The sequence below is a fragment of the Bacillus manliponensis genome, from assembly GCF_000712595.1.
GTDB lineage: Bacteria > Bacillota > Bacilli > Bacillales > Bacillaceae_G > Bacillus_A > Bacillus_A manliponensis.
On sequence record NZ_JOTN01000002.1, the window covers coordinates 293,006 to 310,770 of the forward strand.

A 17,765-nucleotide genomic window follows, 5' to 3' on the forward strand; every position below is an offset into this window, starting at 1 on the left:
CTTACCACAAAACATAAGAGGAGCAAAGCGGTTTAGATAGAGGAAGCCCTACACTTTATCTCTTTACAGCAAGTAGAATTCTCCTACTGCACATAACTTCGAGATAAGAAAATTTCATCAAAGTTACTTTCTTGTTCAATGATAACTTTTTGGTTTTTCATCAGCTCTAAAATTGCTAAAAAAGTCACAACCATTATTTCTCTATCTTCATCGACAAACAGGTCATAAAAACTTTTCCGATCTCCTGCCGCTTCTAATTGTAATAAAATATCCGCCATCCGTTTTTCAATCGGAATCTCTTGTCGAGTAATTTTCGTTGTTACTGGTCGCTGTGCCTTCTTTCTACGCAACAACTTTTGAAACGCAGCTAACATATCATATAATGTTACATCAACAGGCATTTTCGCCTCTTCTTCTTTCTGAAGTGATGTTACATCTGACGGCGGACGAGTATAAAGTCGTGCCCGTCTTTGTTCTCGTTCTTTTAGTTGTGTCGCCACTTGTTTATACTTTTTATACTCTATTAACTTGTTCATTAAATCTTCGCGTGGATCTTCTTCAAATTCCTCTGCATTACTGTATTCATCTTCTTCATATTTCGGTAACAACATTTTACTTTTAATTTGTAGTAATGTCGCAGCCATTACTAAATATTCACTCGCAACATCAAGCTGCAGTTCTTTCATCGTATGAACATAAGACAAATATTGCTCTGTAATTTCAGCCACAGGAATATTGTATATATCGATTTCATAACGACTAATTAAATGTAATAACAAATCTAACGGGCCTTCAAATGCCTCAACTTTAAAATTATATTGCACAAAACATCCCACCACATTTTTTCTATAACACCCTAAGTATAGTGCATACTTATACTCTATCCAACCTTTTTCAGAAATTTAGTTAAAAATAGACACCCGCCTATGCAACAATGCCTATCCAATTCATATGATAACAGTGTAATGAAGTACAATGTAGGAGGTTAAAAACTATGGGCTTTCAAGGACATTGCGGTTTTAATGGCGGCTTCGCGTTACTAGTTGTATTGTTTATTTTATTAATTATTGTAGGCGCAGCTTGCTTCTGCTAATGAATAATGAGCGGCTAGAATATTTTCTAGCCGCTTGTTATTTGTGATACACTATATATAACATTTAGAATAGGAGAGAAACGATGTACCCAAAAGCATACATACAATTTTTAGTTCATTTTCACGGAAACTTTGACTATTTCGAATGTCATGAGATTTTAGAAGAACATTGGAAAGTAAAACCTGCCAAAGAGCGTGAAAAACATTGGGTTGGATTCATTCAAGTAGCCGTTTCTTTATATCATCATAGACGAGAGAACTGGGCTGGTGCCGAGCGAATGATGAAGAGTGCATTAACTATTTTACAGACAAAGCAAGAGGAAGTCGCATCACTTGGTTTACATCCTACAAAACTGATAACACTACTACAAAAACAATTATACGCCACTAAGCAACGTCAATCATTTATTCCTGTATTTCTCCCCTTTACAGATGCAAAATTAGAGGAAGCTTGCATACAACTTTGTGCAAAACAAAATATACCATGGAAAGACGAATCTTATTCCGCCCATGAATATATCATTGATAAACATATGCTACGCGATCGTTCAGATGTAATAAAAGAACGAAGTGAACAGTTACAAAAAAGAAAGCAGAGGAACGATACGTAACCTCTGCTTTTACAGCTGTATATTATGTTCTACTTCTGTACATTTCTCACAAAAACTAGCCGTCTCTTCGTTCCCACAAACAGTTACATTTGGAAACATTGCTTTTAACTTTCTAACCATATTTTTCCCAATTCCCATATGTCGATGTGAAGGATTTACACTAATATGCTGAATTTCAAATACGCTTTCCTCTTGTTTCACAATTCCAATAATCCCCACAAAATCTTCATTTACTTTCCATAAATATAGCTGCCAACTATCATTATTTTCATATTCTTTAATCGTTACTTGTAATTTTTTTATATCTTTTTCAGTTGGCATGAAAGAAAGAAGCCCCATCGCAATCTTTTCATAACTTTTTTTAAAACGAATCAACATTAATTTTTATCCCTTCTTACAAAAGTTACAAATCATCTTTTCCCTTTATCACTATCATAACGCCACTTTCATTTTACAATATTTTCATGATAGTGAAAAGAGTTGCCTCAAAACAACTTTATAATCATACAAAAAGGTAAAGGTAGAAGTCAAATGAATACTCCGCACTTAACTTCATTAGAAACATGGAAACTCTTCTGAAGAACTTTAATAGAATTTACTTCTTAATCTTATGCAAATTCGCACAAAATTGTTCATATCACTCACATAAACATATGACATAAAATGATATTTTCTTTAACTTATCTTTTACTGCACAGAAATGACAAATTCCTGTTTTAAATAAAAACTTTATAAAAAAAGAGAGCATTATGCTCTCTTCTCTTACTCTTCCCAGACTTTAACTTCTTTCATTACATCGCCTTGACGCATATTTAATACTGTTTCAATTCCGCTTGTTGCTTGACCAAATACAGTATGTACACCGTCTAAGTGAGGCTGTGGCTCATGAACGACAAAGAATTGGCTGCCACCAGTGTTACGGCCAGCATGTGCCATAGAAAGTGCCCCTACTTTATGCTTGTGAGGATTTCCGCTTGTTTCACAAGGAATTGTGTAACCAGGACCACCTGTTCCGTTTCCAATTGGACAACCGCCTTGAGATACGAAACCAGGAATTACGCGGTGGAATGTTAAGCCATTGTAATAGCCCTCGTTTGCTAATTTTTTAAAGTTTTCTACTGTTGTTGGTGCCTCTTCTGCGAAAAATTCTAAGTCGATTTTTTCACCGTTTTCCATTAATATGTATCCTAAAGTTTTCATGTATAGTTATCTCCTTTCAACAATCTCAGCATTATATTACCACACTCGCTAAAATAAACAAAAAGATTCTTTTGAAAATCCCTTTAATTTTTATATACTACTTCAGATAACCAGTGCCTTATTTCTTCTCCACTCTGTTCAATCACTCGTATAATTCCTTCTGGGTAGATTGGCTTTTCTAATCGATTTACCATCTTCCATTTCAACATGATATTCGAATGTTCTTTATGCCACCTAATCCTCGCGTCATCTTCTTCTAGTTCACATTGATATAGTAACGTACAATGATGATATTTCTGACTATCCACTTCAAATATATGCTCATATACACTAGCAAAACACTCTATTTCAACTTGTAAATCATATTCTTCTAAACACTCCCGTTCAATTGCCGCTTTAGCGCTCTCTCCAAATTCAACCGTCCCACCAGGTAAACGGTAAAATTCTTCTTGTTGATTACATTGCAACAACATATGTGTTCGATTTTCATTAAAAATTAACGCTTCCGCTCTTAATAGCGGTCTCAATTCTCTCCCCTCCTCCCTTAATTTTGAATAAGACATTACTTTCTCTATTTAATATAGTAATTCCTTCCAAAGAAATCCGACAATTACAATACTTGTTTCTTAAATCAACCTTAAGACTGATGACAAACAGGAAAAATATAATATAATTACTGTGTTGCCCGAAATTTACAGAAAGAGAAAGGGAGCGATTTTTCGTGAAAACGAAACTATTAGCACTTCTTGTAGCTGTTATGGTATTTATCTTCCCAACTGCTTCATTTGCAGATATAGTTGAAGGTGAATCCATCGTTACATTAGGGGAAAACTTAACAGAAGCCCAAAAGCAACAACTTTTAAAAGAAATGAATGCGCCAAGTGATGCGCAAATTATTACGGTATCAAATGCTGAAGAACATAAATATTTAGAAGGAATCGTTCCAAAAGCACAAATTGGAACGAGAGCGATTTCCTCTTCCATGATCACGTATACAAAAAAAGGATCTGGTCTTGTTGTACAAGCAAATAACATTAACTGGGTAACAGATGCAATGTACACAAACGCTTTAATTACAGCTGGATTGAAAGATGCAAAGGTGCAAATTACAGCGCCTTTTAACGTATCAGGAACAGCAGCATTAACTGGTTTAATGAAGGCATACGAAACAACATCTGAAACAAAAATTCCAGATGAAGTAAAAAAAGTAGCGAACGAAGAAATGGTTCAAACTGCTAAACTCGGTGATGAGATTGGGGAAGAAAAAGCAATTCAGCTTGTTACAAGTGTAAAAGAACAAATTGCAAAAGAACAACCTCAAACAGAAGAAGACTTACGTTCACTTATCCAGAAAGTAGCGGACCAGCTTGGTATTACGTTAACAGAAGAGCAGTTTAATAATTTAGTAGCTCTATTTGAAAAAATGAAAGACTTGAATATTGACTGGGAGCAAGTAGGAAATCAATTAAATAAAGCAAAAGAACATGTTTCTTCATTTTTAGGCTCTGAAGAAGGTCAAGGATTTTTAGAAAGTTTAAAAGATGTATTTATAAGTTTTATTGATTTTGTAAAATCATTATTTAAGTAATAAAAAGCTCGCTAATAGCGAGCTTTTTATTATGCTAGAAGCGGCAGCCTCATAATGGCTTCTTCTACAGAACGTACAACGTGTGCAGCACGTTCTTTTATATATGGATGAGCATGACGAAGCGTAAATGAATGAGGTGTAACCTCAAACATAGACACATCATTAAAGGAATCACCTATACAAGCAACTTCATGCGGTTCTAGCTGTAAATGGTCCATCAACAATCGAAGCGCATTTCCTTTACTAATTCCAACTGGCATGACATCGACGTAACCTTTTCCGGATATCACCACTTCTGCCTTCCCTTGAAATTTTCCACGTAACTCTTTATCTAATTCAATAATTCTTCCTTCCTCTCCATACAGAAATAGCTTTGAAGGATGAATCGTCTTACCAAATTCCTCTTCTAGCGTATCGACTTCTCTAATCGTTACACTCATATCTTCTTCAAACGAGCGGTGATAGTCGTTCTTCTTCTTTGTATACCGTTTCTCTTTTGCACAAACAATATCAGCTAGTTGCTTCTCATGTATATATTCATATATTTCCCGGGCAACTTCATGTTGAAATGTTGATTCATGTAACATCTCGTTATTACATGATAATAAAACTGCTCCATTTAATCCTGCCGTATAGTAAGGAAATGAAAAGCGATTAACAACTTCATGAATACGATGGGCAAAGCGCCCCGAAGCAAAACAAATATGCGTTCCTTTTTCCGCTAGCCAACTAAGTGCCCTAGCATCTTCTGTTTCAATACGGTTCACTTTATATACAAGTGTATCATCTAAATCCGTAACAAATAACTTAATCATATCATTTCCCCTTTCATACAGAACCTTTTCTTCTATTGTACGAAAGGAATGTTATATTTTTGTTAAAAAAATGATAAATTTCCAACAAAAATAAGCAGAGTAATTCTCTGCTTATTTTTGCTTTCTTATATTTTGCGGGTGCACAATACTTGGACGAACTTTCAAACTCGAATGAGATGGACGAATCAAAATTTTCATTAAAGCACCTAAATCAAACGGAAGAAACGGCCATAAGTATGGAGTTTGTAAGCTTTTAATAGCCGTTAAGAATAGTAATAATAATGTTAGTCCAATGATAAAACCAGCTTCATGGAATACTGCTGTCATAATAATAACAAATAGCTTCCCAATTTTATTTCCAAGACCTAATTCATAACTTGGAGTTGCAAATGCACCAATCATCGAAATTGCCGCATATAAAATGACTTCTGGTACAAACAAACCTACATCAATGGCGATTTGTCCAATTAATATCGCCGAAATTAAACCAGCTGCTGCTGATAACGGACTCGGCGTATGAATAGAAGCCATTCGTAAAAACTCTAGCCCAATTTCCGCTAATAAAATTTGTAAAATAATTGGCATGTTTGTTACTTTATTTGGACCAATAAATGCTAAATTCTCTGGTAATAATGTCGGATCGATAATAAAAGCGAGCCAAAATGGGACTAAGAATAAAGAAAGAATAATCCCTAAAAAACGTACCCAACGTAAAAACGTTCCAACAGCTGGATTTTGACGAAACTCTTCCGCATGTTGTACATGATGAAAGTATGTCGTCGGTGTAATCATTGCGCTTGGTGACGTATCTACCATCACAATTACATGACCTTCTAATAGATGGTTCGCTGCAACGTCTGGACGCTCTGTATAACGAATAAGTGGAAACGGATTATATCCTTGCTTCACTAAATACTCTTCTATAGTTTTATCCGCCATTGTAATCCCATCCATGTTAATACTTTGTAGTTCCTGCTTTATAATTTTCACTAAATCTGGATTAGCAATATCTTGTACGTAAGCAATACAGATATCAGTTTGGGATCGTTCACCTACGCGGATAATTTCGTGACGAAGGCGTGGGTCACGAATACGTCTTCTAATAAGTCCTGTATTCACAATAATATTTTCTACAAACCCATCTCTAGCTCCGCGGACAATTTTTTCCGTATCTGGCTCGGTTGGTGTTCGTCCTGGATAACTCCGAACATCAATTGCAAATGCTTCTGTTTCACCTTCTACAAAAATAACAATAAGCCCAGAAAGCACTTGAAGCGTAACTTCATCCATTGTTTTAATTTTACTTACTTGTTGGTGAATAAGACGGTTCTCTAATAACTTGACTGTATCATCCACATCAACTTCTCTTTTTATTTCATTTGTGTCAACCAGTTCTTCAATAATCGGAATGATATAATTTGTATCACACAAACCGTTTACAAATAAAATCCCAATTTCCTTATCTAAAACATGAAATTTCCTTATACCTATATCAAAAGTGACTCCAAGCCCAAGTGTCTGCTTTAAATAATTTTCATTATCACTTAAAAAAGAAGAAATTGGAACGTTTACTTTATTTTTATGTGTCATAAAATCCACTCCTTTCTAAAATAAGCTCAATTGCTTTTTTTGTAATAGGTGAACCAATTTTCGATTCATCATTTCCACACATTTTCCCTACGTCACCAATTCCAACAATAATTGGTACTTGCAATTCATCTAAACAATACACAGTATCTCCATTAATTCGTCCCACTTCAATATCAGCTAAACCAAATTTATCAACACCGTACTCTGTCAAATTCCCCTCTCGGTCAACACTAACATCAACACGAGTCCACTCCCAATGATGTGTATTAGAAGCGACCGCTAACACACCAAGCACATCAATTTGTTTATGATTGGCTACATATTTTAATGCCTTTTCACCGGGTCCTTCTCCGATATATCCACTATCGTCAAACATAACAAAAACGGGGTCATATGGCGTTTGCATAATAAGCTCGACAACTTTGTTTCCAGATAGCTTTGTTGGATTTCCTTGTGATGTTGAAATACACCTGCCACCGAATTCCTTCGCTAAAAGCGTAATTGCTCGCTGTGCATATTCATCTCCATCTGTCACCAAAATAACCCTTCTTCTCATTTTGTTTATCCTTTCGGTTTAAAAATAAGTGCAACTAAAAAAGCAAATAAAATAGCTGCTGAAATACCAGCAGATGTTAACTTAAACATTCCGATACCAATCCCTAAATATCCATGCTTTTCAGCCGCTTCCATCGCACCATGCAAAAGGGAATGTCCGAAACTTGTAATTGGAACTGTCGCCCCTGCTCCTGCAAATTCAATTAATTTATCATAAATTCCAAACCCATCTAAAATAGCACCGATAACAACAAAACTTGTTGTTACATGGGCTGGCGTTAGTTTCGCAAAATCTAACAATAATTGTCCAACAACACAAATCGCCCCACCTACAACAAAAGCATATACAAAATCCATGTACTACACCCCTTTCACTCTTTCAAATACAACACCATGTGCAATCGTTGGAATTGATTCATCTTGCTGAATCATCATAGGATTTAACAACGCTCCTGTTGCCACTACAAAAATACGCTGCAAATTCCCCTTTTTCATCTCTTCTAATAAATGTCCATACGTTACAACTGCAGAACATGCACAACCACTTCCACCAGCAAACACATTTTGATCGTCGTTATAAATCATCATTCCACAGTCGTTATACACAGAGCCTAAATCATACCCTTCATCAAGTAACATACGCCTTGTAATTGGTGCTCCTACTTTTGATAAATCCCCTGTTACAATTAGGTCATAGTCGGAAGCACTTCTATTTAAATCTTCAAAATGTTGCTGTATCGTATGAGCTGCAGCTGGAGCCATCGCTGATCCCATATCAAACGGATCAGTAATTCCCAAGTCTTGCACTTTTCCTATCGTTGCTGCTGTTATTTTAATCACACTTTTTTCATTACTAATAATTGCTGATCCAGCACCGGTAACAGTTGATGTTGCTGTATCTGGTTTTTGGCCGCCATACTCTGTTGGATAACGAAACTGCCGTTCTGCGGTTGCATTATGACTACTTACTGTCGCAAGTACTCGGTTTGCAAATCCACCGTCTATAAAAGCTGCACCTACAGCTAACGTTTCCATTGATGTAGAACAAGCACCAAACATTCCTAAAAACGGAATTCCTAACTCTCTTGCAACATAATTTGCCGTAACCGTTTGATTTAATAAATCACCCGCTAAAAAGAAATCAATGTCTGAAGCTTTCAAACTTCCTTTTTTGAATGCCTGTCCAATCGAATCATTCATTAACTTTCGCTCTGCAAGCTCCCAATTATCTTCTCCGCAGTGCATTTCTTCATATTTCACATCAAAGCAGTCTCCAAGAGGACCTTTCGCTTCCTTTGGTCCAACTGATGTACCAGTGGCATTCACATATACTTCATTTTGAAACACCCACGATTGTTTTCCAGTTAATCTCATCGTTCATTCTCTCCCTTACATAAGTAGCTTAAATGTGTATCGAATAAGGCCAACAACATATGCCGCAACCACACCAAAGACAATGACACTACCTGCAAGCTTAAACATATTTGTTGCAACTCCAAGTACAATTCCTTCACTGCGATGCTCCATTGCTGCACTCGTCATCGAGTTTGCAAACCCCGTAACCGGAACCGCAGAACCAGCCCCTCCAAATTGTCCAATCTTGTCATATATACCAAAACCGGTTAATAATGCAGATAATAATACGAGCGTTGCAACAGTTGGATTTCCAGCTTCCTTTTCCGTAAAATGAAAGAAGTGCATATAAAACTTCATGAACACCTCTCCTAACGTACAAATCAGCCCTCCAACTACGAAAGCTTTCACACAATTCATTACATAATTTGGCTTCGGTTGATATTCTTTTACCTTGTTCGTATAATCATCCTTCAATTTATCTTTTGTCATGAAAGACCCTCCTATTTTGCAAAATAAATCCAATGAAATAAGGAACCTAATACTTTTCCGAGTACAAGTGCGATAAGTAAAATCACTATTTTCCCGTCTACCCCTACTCTCTTTGCTAATACCGGCAGTACATTTAATACTTCTGTTAATGCCGCTGCAAGCATTCCAACAAACGTCCCACATAACAACCCAATAATAATAAGTAAATATTGTGATGTCATAAAAGTTGTATCCCGTAAACTACACCATGCCCCCACCAAAGCTCCGCTCATAACAGCCCATTCGTAATAATGAATACAATGTCCACTTCTCGTTACTTGTGCCAATCTCGGAATTACACCTAGTACACTTAAAAAAGCGACATAGCCTCCTCCAACAGCAATTCCGCCCGCTAATCCTATAAACATAACTAACGTATACTCAATCGTCTCCAAGTTTTTTCATGCTTTCTTTATTTTCATGCACCATCACATATTGATCGAGCGATTGCTGATATTGAAACATTTCAACTTCAAGAGGACTTGGCTCTTCATTAATCCTTTTTTGAAATACATGATTAAAGAATAAAACCATTCCAACCCCAAGCCCTAATGAATACGGAATTTGAAAAAGAAGTGGCCGATTATTAATTTCTCCTGTAATCATGTAATGTAAACGCTGCTGCACTTGCTGCATACTCACATCTTCATGAAAATAAATAATGGCAAGCCCTGCCCCAGCAAAAAGTAGTAACCAAACGAGGACAAAAAAAACAGGATTCACTGTCTTCTTTTCATATACAATCTCAACCACTGTTTGCGCTGGTCCTAATAAATTTAATTGTAGCTGTGGATCATGTTGTTGAATCACACCAATTACTCTCATTACATCAATTACAACATGTGTTTTATCTTGCTTTGTTATTTTGTAAATCGGTTGCTTTTTCAATTTTTCTACAACATCACCGTCCCCTACTACTTGTGCCACATCTGCTACTGTTAATTCATGATCAGGATATACTTGCAAGCGATTTCGCATTTTAAGATAAATTGTTTGCTCCACTCCAATCACCTCTTAACTATTCCTCGTAGTTGTAGTATGGATATTGGAAAATTTTCTAATACAACTTTTTTACAAATAAAAAAACCACCTACTAAAATTAGTAGATGGTTTAACTAATAATCGGCTAGGATGAAAATCTCCGACTGATTAAAGTTTCACTTTATGCTTTTTTCTTGCGGAATAAATTTGCAATACTTAATACTAAGCCACCCCATAAAATAACCATACCAATAACCATCATCACAATCGCTGATCCGCTCATTATGATACACCTCGCTCTTTCCACTCTTTTTCAAGCTTCGCTGACTCTTCTTCGATTCGCTTATCCCACTTTTTCAAGCTAATAATAATTGCAATAACGAAGGAGACTGCAACAAGTATCCATCCATATGTCACGACGAATTCCGTTGGATAACCACCGTAATTTTCTTTTATGTTTTGAATAAATCCATCAATTAACATATAACCAAGCACAAGTGGTGTAACAACTAATAAGCTAACTTTCCAAAATGTACCTAATTTTATATCAGACGCAAAATTTGCATGCTCTTGATATACTTTTAACTTTCTTAACATGAGTCCGACAACAACAATCTCTACTAATGCAATAACAATTAAACCGAAGTTGTTCGCAAAATAATCAACAACATCTAAGAACATTAAGCCGCCTCGCGTTGCAAAAACAAGTGATACAAGAACAAGTAACGTTCCCATAATTGCAATTCCTTTATTACGACTTACGTTGAATTTTTCAGACACAGCTGCAAAACAAACTTCTGCTAATGAAATGAGTGATGTAATTCCAGCAACAGTTAGCGATAAGAAGAATAATACCCCAAAGAATGATGAAAATGGTAACTCATTAATAATCTGTGGAAATACGATAAATGCCAATCCAACACCAGCTGTTGCCACCTCATTTACCGGAACTCCCATGTTATTCGCCATAAAACCTAAAGCTGCAAACACACCAATACCAGCTAGTAACTCAAAACCTGAGTTTGCAAACCCTGTAATAAATGCGTTATTTGTTGTGTCAGAATTTTTCGGCAAATAACTAGAATACGTAATCATGATTCCAAATGCTAAGGATAAACTAAAGAAAATTTGTCCGTACGCAGCTAACCACACTTTTCCATCAAAAATGCGACTCCAGTCCGGTTTAAAAAATGCATCTAACCCTTGAAGAGCTCCGTCTAATGTAATAGCTCGAATAACGATGATAAGAAACATGAGGACAAGAAGTGGAATGAAAATTCGATTGACCATCTCAATCCCTTTTTTCACTCCTTTAAATGCAACACCAAGAACAATAATCCATACGAGTGCAAGCGGAAGTAATACTTCTGGTACAAGACCACCAAATTGTCCTGGTTTATCAGCTACTTGCAAATATTCTTTTAATAAAAATGATTCCGTATCTTCTCCCCACGCACCAGTAATTGAAAAATACGTGTAAGACATTGACCAAGCAATAATAACAGCATAATACGTAGAGATAATAAACGTAATTCCCATTTGCCACCAACCGATAAATTCAGCCCGCCTATCAATTCTGAAAAACGTAAGCGGTGCGGAACCACGATGACGGTGACCAAGTGCAAATTCAAAAGCAAGTAATGAAATACCTGTCGTTAATAAAGCGAATAAGTACGGTAAATAAAAAGCACCTCCACCATTTTCATAGGCGGTATAAGGGAATCTCCATATATTCCCCAGACCAACTGCCGAACCAACAGCTGCTAAAATAAAACCTGCCCTCGTTCCCCATTGCTGTCTCGTTTCCATATTCTTTCCTCCTTTATCACTTAATTTATAGAACGAAACTTAAAACCTTACACCCCCTCTCCTTGAGAAATTTTTCACTTGTTGACAAGTTATACTTGGAGTATAGTTTTAATCGTTTGAATTGTCAATAAATTCTGTAAATTAAACTTTCATGATTGAAATCCTACTATTATGGAAACGATAAAGTCAAAGAAAAACCGAACAGGCTATTCTCCTATTCGGTCTTTCATTTGTTTTAGTATTTTCTTTTCTAATCGTGAAACTTGCACTTGTGAAATCCCAATACGCTCTGCAACTTCCGATTGTGTTTGATCTTTGTAATAACGTAAATATACAATTAAACGCTCTCGTTCATCTAATTCTCGTATCGCTTCTTTTAACGCAATTTTATCAAACCATTTCGTTTCAGAACGATCTGCAATTTGATCCAAAATTGTAATCGGATCACCATCATTTTCATAAACTGTTTCATGAATAGACGATGGTGATCGACTTGCTTCTTGCGCCATTACAACTTCCTCTGGAGTTAATTCAAGTGCTTTTGCTACTTCATTAATTGTAGGTGCTCTTCCATATTCTTTCGAAAGTTCATCTTTCATTTTTCGAATTTTATTTCCTGTCTCTTTTAACGAACGACTGACTTTCACAGATCCGTCATCACGTAAAAAACGTTGTATTTCCCCGATAATCATCGGAACTGCGTATGTGGAAAACTTTACATCAAAGGATAAATCAAATTTGTCTACCGATTTTAACAATCCAATGCAGCCAATTTGAAATAAATCATCTGGTTCATAACCACGATTTAAAAAGCGCTGTACAACAGACCAAACGAGGCGCATATTACTTTGTACAATTAAATCACGCGCCCTATGATCGCCAGACTGACTTCGTTGAATCAATTCTTTTAGCTCCTGATCCTTTAACTGACCTTTTCCTTTTTCACTTCTGACCTCTATGTCCATAGGCAATTCTCCTTAATTGCATAGAGCGTTACTTTTTGATAAATACTTCGTCAAGTGGATCGTTGTTCCGAAAGATTCATTTGAGATAACTTCTACTTCGTCCATAAAATTTTCCATAATGGTAAATCCCATTCCGGAACGCTCTAATTCAGGTTTTGTTGTAAAAAGTGGTTGTCTTGCCTCATCTAAATCTAAAATTCCAATTCCTTCATCACGAATTGTTAATTTCACCATATTTTCGTCAAGAATGACATTAATGTACACAACGCCTTCTGCATTTCCTTCGTACCCATGAATAATGGCGTTCGTTACCGCTTCAGACACAACTGTTTTAATTTCCGTTAACTCCTCCATCGTTGGATCAAGCTGTGCAATAAAAGCAGCCACTGTTACACGGGCAAAGGACTCATTTTGACTTAAAGCTGAAAATTGAAGGTTCATTTCATTTCTCATTTACGCCACCCCCAATGTCGCGAGCGCACGCGCTTCACTTTCTTCTAAACGAATTACTTTAAACAAGCCTGACATTTCAAATAGACGTTTTACAGGAGGCGAAATTGCACAAACAACCATCTCGCCTCCTAAGCTTTTCACCTGCTTATATCTACCTAATATAACGCCAAGACCTGAACTATCCATAAAAGATAAATCCGCTAAGTTTAAAACAATATGATGAATACCTTTCGTTTCAATCATATCTGTTACTTTCGCTCGCAACTCTTCAGCCGTATGATGATCGAGTTCGCCTGCTAGCCGAATGCATAAGACGTCACGCTTCACTTCTAAATGAATAGAAAGACTCACACGATTTCCTCCCTACACTTTTAATTTTGCGTATTTCCGCAAAACGTATAAGAAGTTGTTCGTGAATGTAGAATCAGAATCCTTCCCTGTGACAAAAGAAGTACGATTTCGCCATAATACGAACTTTTCACTCATTTTTCACAATAGAAAAAGTGACTATTATTTTGACGTAGAGAATACACTCAAGCTTCTTTTAAATAATTCCCAGACACTCGCTGATCCTACATCTTCTTTTGCCACAATTGTTTGTTTTAACAACACTTTATCATCCTTTTTCAAAACAAGCGTTCCAAGTGCATCTCCTTTTTTAATCGGTGCTTTCACTTTCTTTTCTGCAACGACTTCTTGTTTCACTTTTTTCATATCCTCTCCTTTTTTCATAAGAAGAGATACATTTTCAGATGCAACTAAATCAACAGTCTCTTTCTTTCCTTTTCCAACTTTTACTGTTTTAATTTTTTCACCGCGTTTATATAACTTTTTCGTCGTATATTGTCCAAATGCATAATCAAGAAGTTTTGTCACTTGCATGTTACGCTCTTTAGAGGTCGGTGCCCCCATCACAACAGAAATAACACGCATCCCATTTTTCTCTGCTGAAGCTGTTAAACAATATTTTGCCTCTGTTGTAAATCCTGTTTTTACCCCGTCAACTCCTGGATAAAATCGGACTAATTTGTTTGTGTTAACAAGCCAAAATCTTTTATCTGTATCTTCTCGCAAATAGTCTTCATATTTTCCTGTATATTTTCGAATGAGTGGATATTTCATTAACTCTCGTGCCATGACTGCCATGTCGTAAGCTGTTGAATAATGATCTTCTGCTGGCAAACCAGTAGGGTTTTGAAAGCGTGTATTTTTTAGCCCTAAATCTTTTGCCTTTTTATTCATCATGCTCACAAAACCTTCTTCAGAACCTGCGATGTGCTCTGCAACGGCTACTGATGCATCGTTACCTGATGCAATCGCAATTCCTTTTAACATTTCGTTTACGGTCATTTCTTCGCCTGGTTCAAGGAAAATTTGCGATCCGCCCATAGAAGCTGCGTGCTCACTCGTTCTTACTTTATCCTCTAGCTTTAATTTTCCTTTTTCGATTTGCTCCATAATGAGTAACATCGTCATCACCTTTGTCATACTAGCAGGTGGCAATTTCTCATTTGGACTTTTCTCAAATAATACATTTCCTGTATCTTGCTCCATCACAATTGCTGATGACGCTTGTTCCGCTAATTTCGGCACTGTATCCACATCTTTTTTCTCTGACTGTGCAAAGCCAACCGGAACAGCGGAAAGCAACAACATGAAACAAATAAGTATTCCGAAAACTCGCTTCATGACTAACCCTCCATTCTGTATCAAAACTATTTTTTCCAACAAATCATGTTTTATACCATATTTTTCTATAAAATTCAGTTGACAAACTCTTTTAAAATCATTATTGTATTAAGTGTATTACATAACATAGTACACTTAATACACACAAGAGAAAGGAGGTATTGCTCTTGCATATTCAGCTTGATCCAAGAAGCAGCACTCCAATATGGGAACAAATTGTTCACAACATAAAAGGGATGATTTTAAAAAACATGCTATTTCCAAATGATAAACTCCCTTCCGTTCGTGAACTTGCCTCAACGCTTGTTATTAATCCCAATACGGTCAGCAAAGCGTACCAAGAATTAGAACGACAAGGATTAATTGAAACGTTACGTGGAAAGGGAACTTTTGTATCTCAATCAATTACACCAACGCAAGATGAAAGGAAAGTTATCATGGTCGAAAAACAACTTCATCAATTATTATTAGAAGCTTCATATCTTGGCATTCCAAAAGAGAAAATTCACGACTGGATTGATTCATACTATAAAGAATTAGGAGGTAATGCAGATGCTACAAGTGGAGAACATCAAAAAGACAATTGATGGACAAATCATTTTTGAAAACATCTCATTCACTTTACAAAAAGGTAGTATTGTTGGATTACTTGGTAGAAACGGTGCAGGAAAAACAACAATGCTTCGTACGTTAGTTGGCATTTTAGATCCGAACGAAGGAACAGTTACATATAACGGTGTGAACATTCATAACCATCCAGAAATTAAACAAAAAGTTGCGTATGTCCCTGACTCTTCTCAAGTTTTAAGTGGTTATACAGTAAAAGAAATTGTAACGTTTTATAAAGCGGTTTACGAAAACTTTGACGAAGAATATTTTTATCAATTATTAGAACGCTTTAACTTACCGAATAAACGCATCCGTAGTTATTCACGCGGCATGAAAGCATTACTAGCGATGATTTTAGCGTTTTGCACAGGGGTAGAATATATCATTTTAGATGAACCAACAAACGGACTAGACCCAATTGTAAAAAGGCAGATTTTACAATTTTTAATTGAAGAAGTAGCTGAGCGTGAAGTTACCATTCTTATTTCTACCCATCATTTAGATGAAGTTGAAAAAATTGCAGATACAATCATTATTTTAAAAGATCATACAATCGCTTCAATTACAGCGTTAGACGATGTAAAAACCCGTTTTGCAAAAATTCAAGTTGCATACGAGCGCTTATTACCACAAAAACTAGAAAACTTATACAATGTAAAACTATTAAATCAAACTGGAAAAGTATATACGATTTTAATTGAAGGAAACGTATCAGCAACGCTAGAAAAGTTCCATAAAGAACAGCCACTTTTATTAGAAGAATTGCCGATGTCACTAGAAGATATATTTGTGACAACGTTTGAGGGGGATTCACATGTTTCATAAAGCATTATGGATGAGGCAGTGGAAACAAGGGAAATATGCTGTTTTACTGTTTTGGTTAACAAGTTTGTATATATTGCCGTATAAATACTATTTAGATGCTGCATCTCAATTTCAACAGTCCATTCAAACGTATGATGATTATGATTATGTTTATTATTATGCGTACTATTTCAATGCATCTGACCCAGTGTTCATACAAAGTTTCCTTGTCGTTCTCATGGCTTGCCTCTTTATTGGATGGGAACGAAACAATCAATCCATCGACTTTCTTTGGTCAATGCCGTTTAGGCGAAAAGATATTTATGTGACAAAATGGCTGTTTGGGGTAATAAATATTATTGCCGTCAACATTGTTTGTTTAGTTAGTATGCATGGAATAAAATTACTCTCATTCCATAATCAATATCAAGAAGATTTCAGTCCATTTTATACGTACTTTTTATATGCAACGATCGTTCTAATCGCTATATATACACTTGCTTTATGTGTTGGTACTATTACTGGAAACATCTTCTCTCAAATTAGCCTAAGTGCAATCTTTTTATTTCTTCCACAGGGTCTAGTACTATTAATTTCTGGGTTTGTATACGCTCATACAAGTGGTGATTCATTTGAAGATTCGTATAAAAAAGAAAGAAAAATTGCAAGTTATTTCACTCACATAGATTTATATGCATCAATAGATAACTTTTATATTCGATATGATTATCATCCAGAAGTTCAATCCGATGATGAAGGTAATATAATTTCCGAAACACCACAAAAGAATCCAATGGAGAACACAATGATTCCATCTATATGGGAACTGTTAACACCTATCACTTATATTATAATTTTACTACCCGTTGGAGCAATTTTGTATACTCGTTCGCCAAATGAACAAAACGGAAAGCTGTTGCTGTTTCCAAAGTTACAGAAATACTTTATGTTCTGTACCGTTCTTTGTTTTGCTCTTTTAGGTGGAAGAATCTTAAGCGAATCACTTGTATCATATTACATCGGATTTTTCATAGCAGGAATTGTGAGTTATTTCATTTTTACTCGCCTACTAAAAATGAAGTTTTCATTTGGCGGAAAATAATAAACAAATCGAGGTGA

General features: G+C 35.9%; 24 protein-coding genes. 6 read left to right on the top strand and 18 right to left on the bottom strand.

Going from position 1 to position 17,765, the window contains the following annotated elements:
• Positions 1 to 83 precede the first annotated feature (83 nt).
• Positions 84 to 824: a segregation/condensation protein A gene (locus BAMA_RS03375; protein ID WP_034635928.1), complete on the bottom strand. Its 741-nt coding sequence runs from the start codon at positions 822 to 824 to the stop codon at positions 84 to 86.
• 170 nt (positions 825 to 994) lie between these two features.
• Here BAMA_RS03375 and BAMA_RS23730 point away from each other — a divergent pair, with 170 nt between their 5' ends.
• Both BAMA_RS23730 and BAMA_RS03380 read left to right on the top strand, forming a co-directional pair.
• Positions 995 to 1,093 (top strand): YjcZ family sporulation protein, encoded by a 99-nt coding sequence (locus tag BAMA_RS23730; RefSeq protein WP_084157859.1) that lies wholly within the window; start codon positions 995 to 997, stop codon positions 1,091 to 1,093.
• Between the two features lie 83 nt (positions 1,094 to 1,176).
• Positions 1,177 to 1,704, top strand: coding sequence for a DUF309 domain-containing protein (locus BAMA_RS03380; protein WP_034635929.1), 528 nt, complete (start codon positions 1,177 to 1,179; stop codon positions 1,702 to 1,704).
• A gap of 9 nt (positions 1,705 to 1,713) precedes the next feature.
• Here BAMA_RS03380 and BAMA_RS03385 read toward each other — a convergent pair whose 3' ends face one another.
• The 3 genes from BAMA_RS03385 to BAMA_RS03395 form a co-directional block, all read right to left on the bottom strand.
• Positions 1,714 to 2,082, bottom strand: a complete 369-nt coding sequence (locus BAMA_RS03385; RefSeq protein WP_034635931.1) for a GNAT family N-acetyltransferase — start codon at positions 2,080 to 2,082, stop codon at positions 1,714 to 1,716.
• Positions 2,083 to 2,466: 384 nt separating this feature from the next.
• Positions 2,467 to 2,904 carry a peptidylprolyl isomerase gene (locus BAMA_RS03390; RefSeq protein ID WP_034635932.1) on the bottom strand — a complete coding sequence of 146 codons (438 nt, stop codon included), beginning with the start codon at positions 2,902 to 2,904 and terminating at the stop codon, positions 2,467 to 2,469.
• 83 nt (positions 2,905 to 2,987) lie between these two features.
• Entirely contained in the window at positions 2,988 to 3,431 is a 444-nt protein-coding gene (locus tag BAMA_RS03395) for an NUDIX domain-containing protein (RefSeq protein ID WP_034635933.1), read from the bottom strand.
• 194 nt (positions 3,432 to 3,625) lie between these two features.
• Between BAMA_RS03395 and BAMA_RS03400 the strand changes: the two genes are divergently transcribed.
• A complete protein-coding gene (locus tag BAMA_RS03400; protein WP_034635934.1) occupies positions 3,626 to 4,492 on the top strand; it encodes a DUF1002 domain-containing protein in 867 nt (288 codons plus the stop codon).
• Between the two features lie 29 nt (positions 4,493 to 4,521).
• On the opposite strand, the gene BAMA_RS03405 is transcribed toward BAMA_RS03400, so the two are convergent.
• The 14 genes from BAMA_RS03405 to BAMA_RS03470 all read right to left on the bottom strand — a co-directional run bounded on the left by BAMA_RS03405 (position 4,522) and on the right by BAMA_RS03470 (position 15,233).
• Positions 4,522 to 5,307: a Cof-type HAD-IIB family hydrolase gene (locus tag BAMA_RS03405; RefSeq protein ID WP_034635935.1), complete on the bottom strand. Its 786-nt coding sequence runs from the start codon at positions 5,305 to 5,307 to the stop codon at positions 4,522 to 4,524.
• A gap of 111 nt (positions 5,308 to 5,418) precedes the next feature.
• A complete protein-coding gene (locus BAMA_RS03410; protein WP_034635936.1) occupies positions 5,419 to 6,897 on the bottom strand; it encodes a spore germination protein in 1,479 nt (492 codons plus the stop codon).
• Positions 6,887 to 7,453 (bottom strand): stage V sporulation protein SpoVABEA, encoded by a 567-nt coding sequence (gene spoVAEA, locus BAMA_RS03415; RefSeq protein WP_034635938.1) that lies wholly within the window; start codon positions 7,451 to 7,453, stop codon positions 6,887 to 6,889. The genes BAMA_RS03410 and spoVAEA overlap by 11 nt, the downstream gene beginning before the upstream one ends.
• Before the next feature lie 5 nt (positions 7,454 to 7,458).
• Entirely contained in the window at positions 7,459 to 7,809 is a 351-nt protein-coding gene (spoVAE, locus tag BAMA_RS03420) for a stage V sporulation protein AE (RefSeq protein ID WP_034635940.1), read from the bottom strand.
• Between the two features lie 3 nt (positions 7,810 to 7,812).
• On the bottom strand, positions 7,813 to 8,826 hold the full coding sequence (gene spoVAD / locus BAMA_RS03425; RefSeq protein ID WP_034635941.1) for a stage V sporulation protein AD: 1,014 nt from the start codon (positions 8,824 to 8,826) through the stop codon (positions 7,813 to 7,815).
• 15 nt (positions 8,827 to 8,841) lie between these two features.
• Positions 8,842 to 9,297: a stage V sporulation protein AC gene (gene spoVAC / locus BAMA_RS03430; protein ID WP_034635942.1), complete on the bottom strand. Its 456-nt coding sequence runs from the start codon at positions 9,295 to 9,297 to the stop codon at positions 8,842 to 8,844.
• Between the two features lie 11 nt (positions 9,298 to 9,308).
• Positions 9,309 to 9,704, bottom strand: coding sequence for a stage V sporulation protein AB (locus BAMA_RS03435; RefSeq protein ID WP_034636247.1), 396 nt, complete (start codon positions 9,702 to 9,704; stop codon positions 9,309 to 9,311).
• Between the two features lie 13 nt (positions 9,705 to 9,717).
• Positions 9,718 to 10,338, bottom strand: coding sequence for a stage V sporulation protein AA (locus BAMA_RS03440; RefSeq protein ID WP_034635947.1), 621 nt, complete (start codon positions 10,336 to 10,338; stop codon positions 9,718 to 9,720).
• 160 nt (positions 10,339 to 10,498) lie between these two features.
• Positions 10,499 to 10,600 carry a methionine/alanine import family NSS transporter small subunit gene (locus tag BAMA_RS03445; protein ID WP_034635954.1) on the bottom strand — a complete coding sequence of 34 codons (102 nt, stop codon included), beginning with the start codon at positions 10,598 to 10,600 and terminating at the stop codon, positions 10,499 to 10,501.
• Entirely contained in the window at positions 10,600 to 12,126 is a 1,527-nt protein-coding gene (locus BAMA_RS03450; protein WP_034635957.1) for a sodium-dependent transporter, read from the bottom strand. Before BAMA_RS03450 ends, BAMA_RS03445 begins: the two co-directional genes overlap by 1 nt.
• Positions 12,127 to 12,332: 206 nt before the next feature.
• Positions 12,333 to 13,091 (bottom strand): RNA polymerase sporulation sigma factor SigF, encoded by a 759-nt coding sequence (gene sigF, locus BAMA_RS03455; protein ID WP_034635959.1) that lies wholly within the window; start codon positions 13,089 to 13,091, stop codon positions 12,333 to 12,335.
• A gap of 12 nt (positions 13,092 to 13,103) precedes the next feature.
• Positions 13,104 to 13,544, bottom strand: a complete 441-nt coding sequence (gene spoIIAB, locus BAMA_RS03460) for an anti-sigma F factor (RefSeq protein ID WP_034635960.1) — start codon at positions 13,542 to 13,544, stop codon at positions 13,104 to 13,106.
• Positions 13,545 to 13,895 carry an anti-sigma F factor antagonist gene (gene spoIIAA, locus BAMA_RS03465; RefSeq protein ID WP_034635961.1) on the bottom strand — a complete coding sequence of 117 codons (351 nt, stop codon included), beginning with the start codon at positions 13,893 to 13,895 and terminating at the stop codon, positions 13,545 to 13,547.
• Between the two features lie 159 nt (positions 13,896 to 14,054).
• A complete protein-coding gene (locus BAMA_RS03470) occupies positions 14,055 to 15,233 on the bottom strand; it encodes a D-alanyl-D-alanine carboxypeptidase family protein (protein ID WP_034635962.1) in 1,179 nt (392 codons plus the stop codon).
• Positions 15,234 to 15,400: 167 nt separating this feature from the next.
• On the opposite strand from BAMA_RS03470, the gene BAMA_RS03475 reads away from it, so the two are divergent.
• The 3 genes from BAMA_RS03475 to BAMA_RS03485 are packed head-to-tail and all read left to right on the top strand — an operon-like array spanning position 15,401 to position 17,748.
• Positions 15,401 to 15,820 carry a GntR family transcriptional regulator gene (locus tag BAMA_RS03475; protein WP_034635964.1) on the top strand — a complete coding sequence of 140 codons (420 nt, stop codon included), beginning with the start codon at positions 15,401 to 15,403 and terminating at the stop codon, positions 15,818 to 15,820.
• On the top strand, positions 15,786 to 16,667 hold the full coding sequence (locus tag BAMA_RS03480; RefSeq protein ID WP_034635965.1) for an ABC transporter ATP-binding protein: 882 nt from the start codon (positions 15,786 to 15,788) through the stop codon (positions 16,665 to 16,667). The genes BAMA_RS03475 and BAMA_RS03480 overlap by 35 nt, the downstream gene beginning before the upstream one ends.
• Positions 16,657 to 17,748: an ABC-2 transporter permease gene (locus BAMA_RS03485; protein ID WP_034635966.1), complete on the top strand. Its 1,092-nt coding sequence runs from the start codon at positions 16,657 to 16,659 to the stop codon at positions 17,746 to 17,748. The genes BAMA_RS03480 and BAMA_RS03485 overlap by 11 nt, the downstream gene beginning before the upstream one ends.
• Positions 17,749 to 17,765 lie beyond the last annotated feature (17 nt).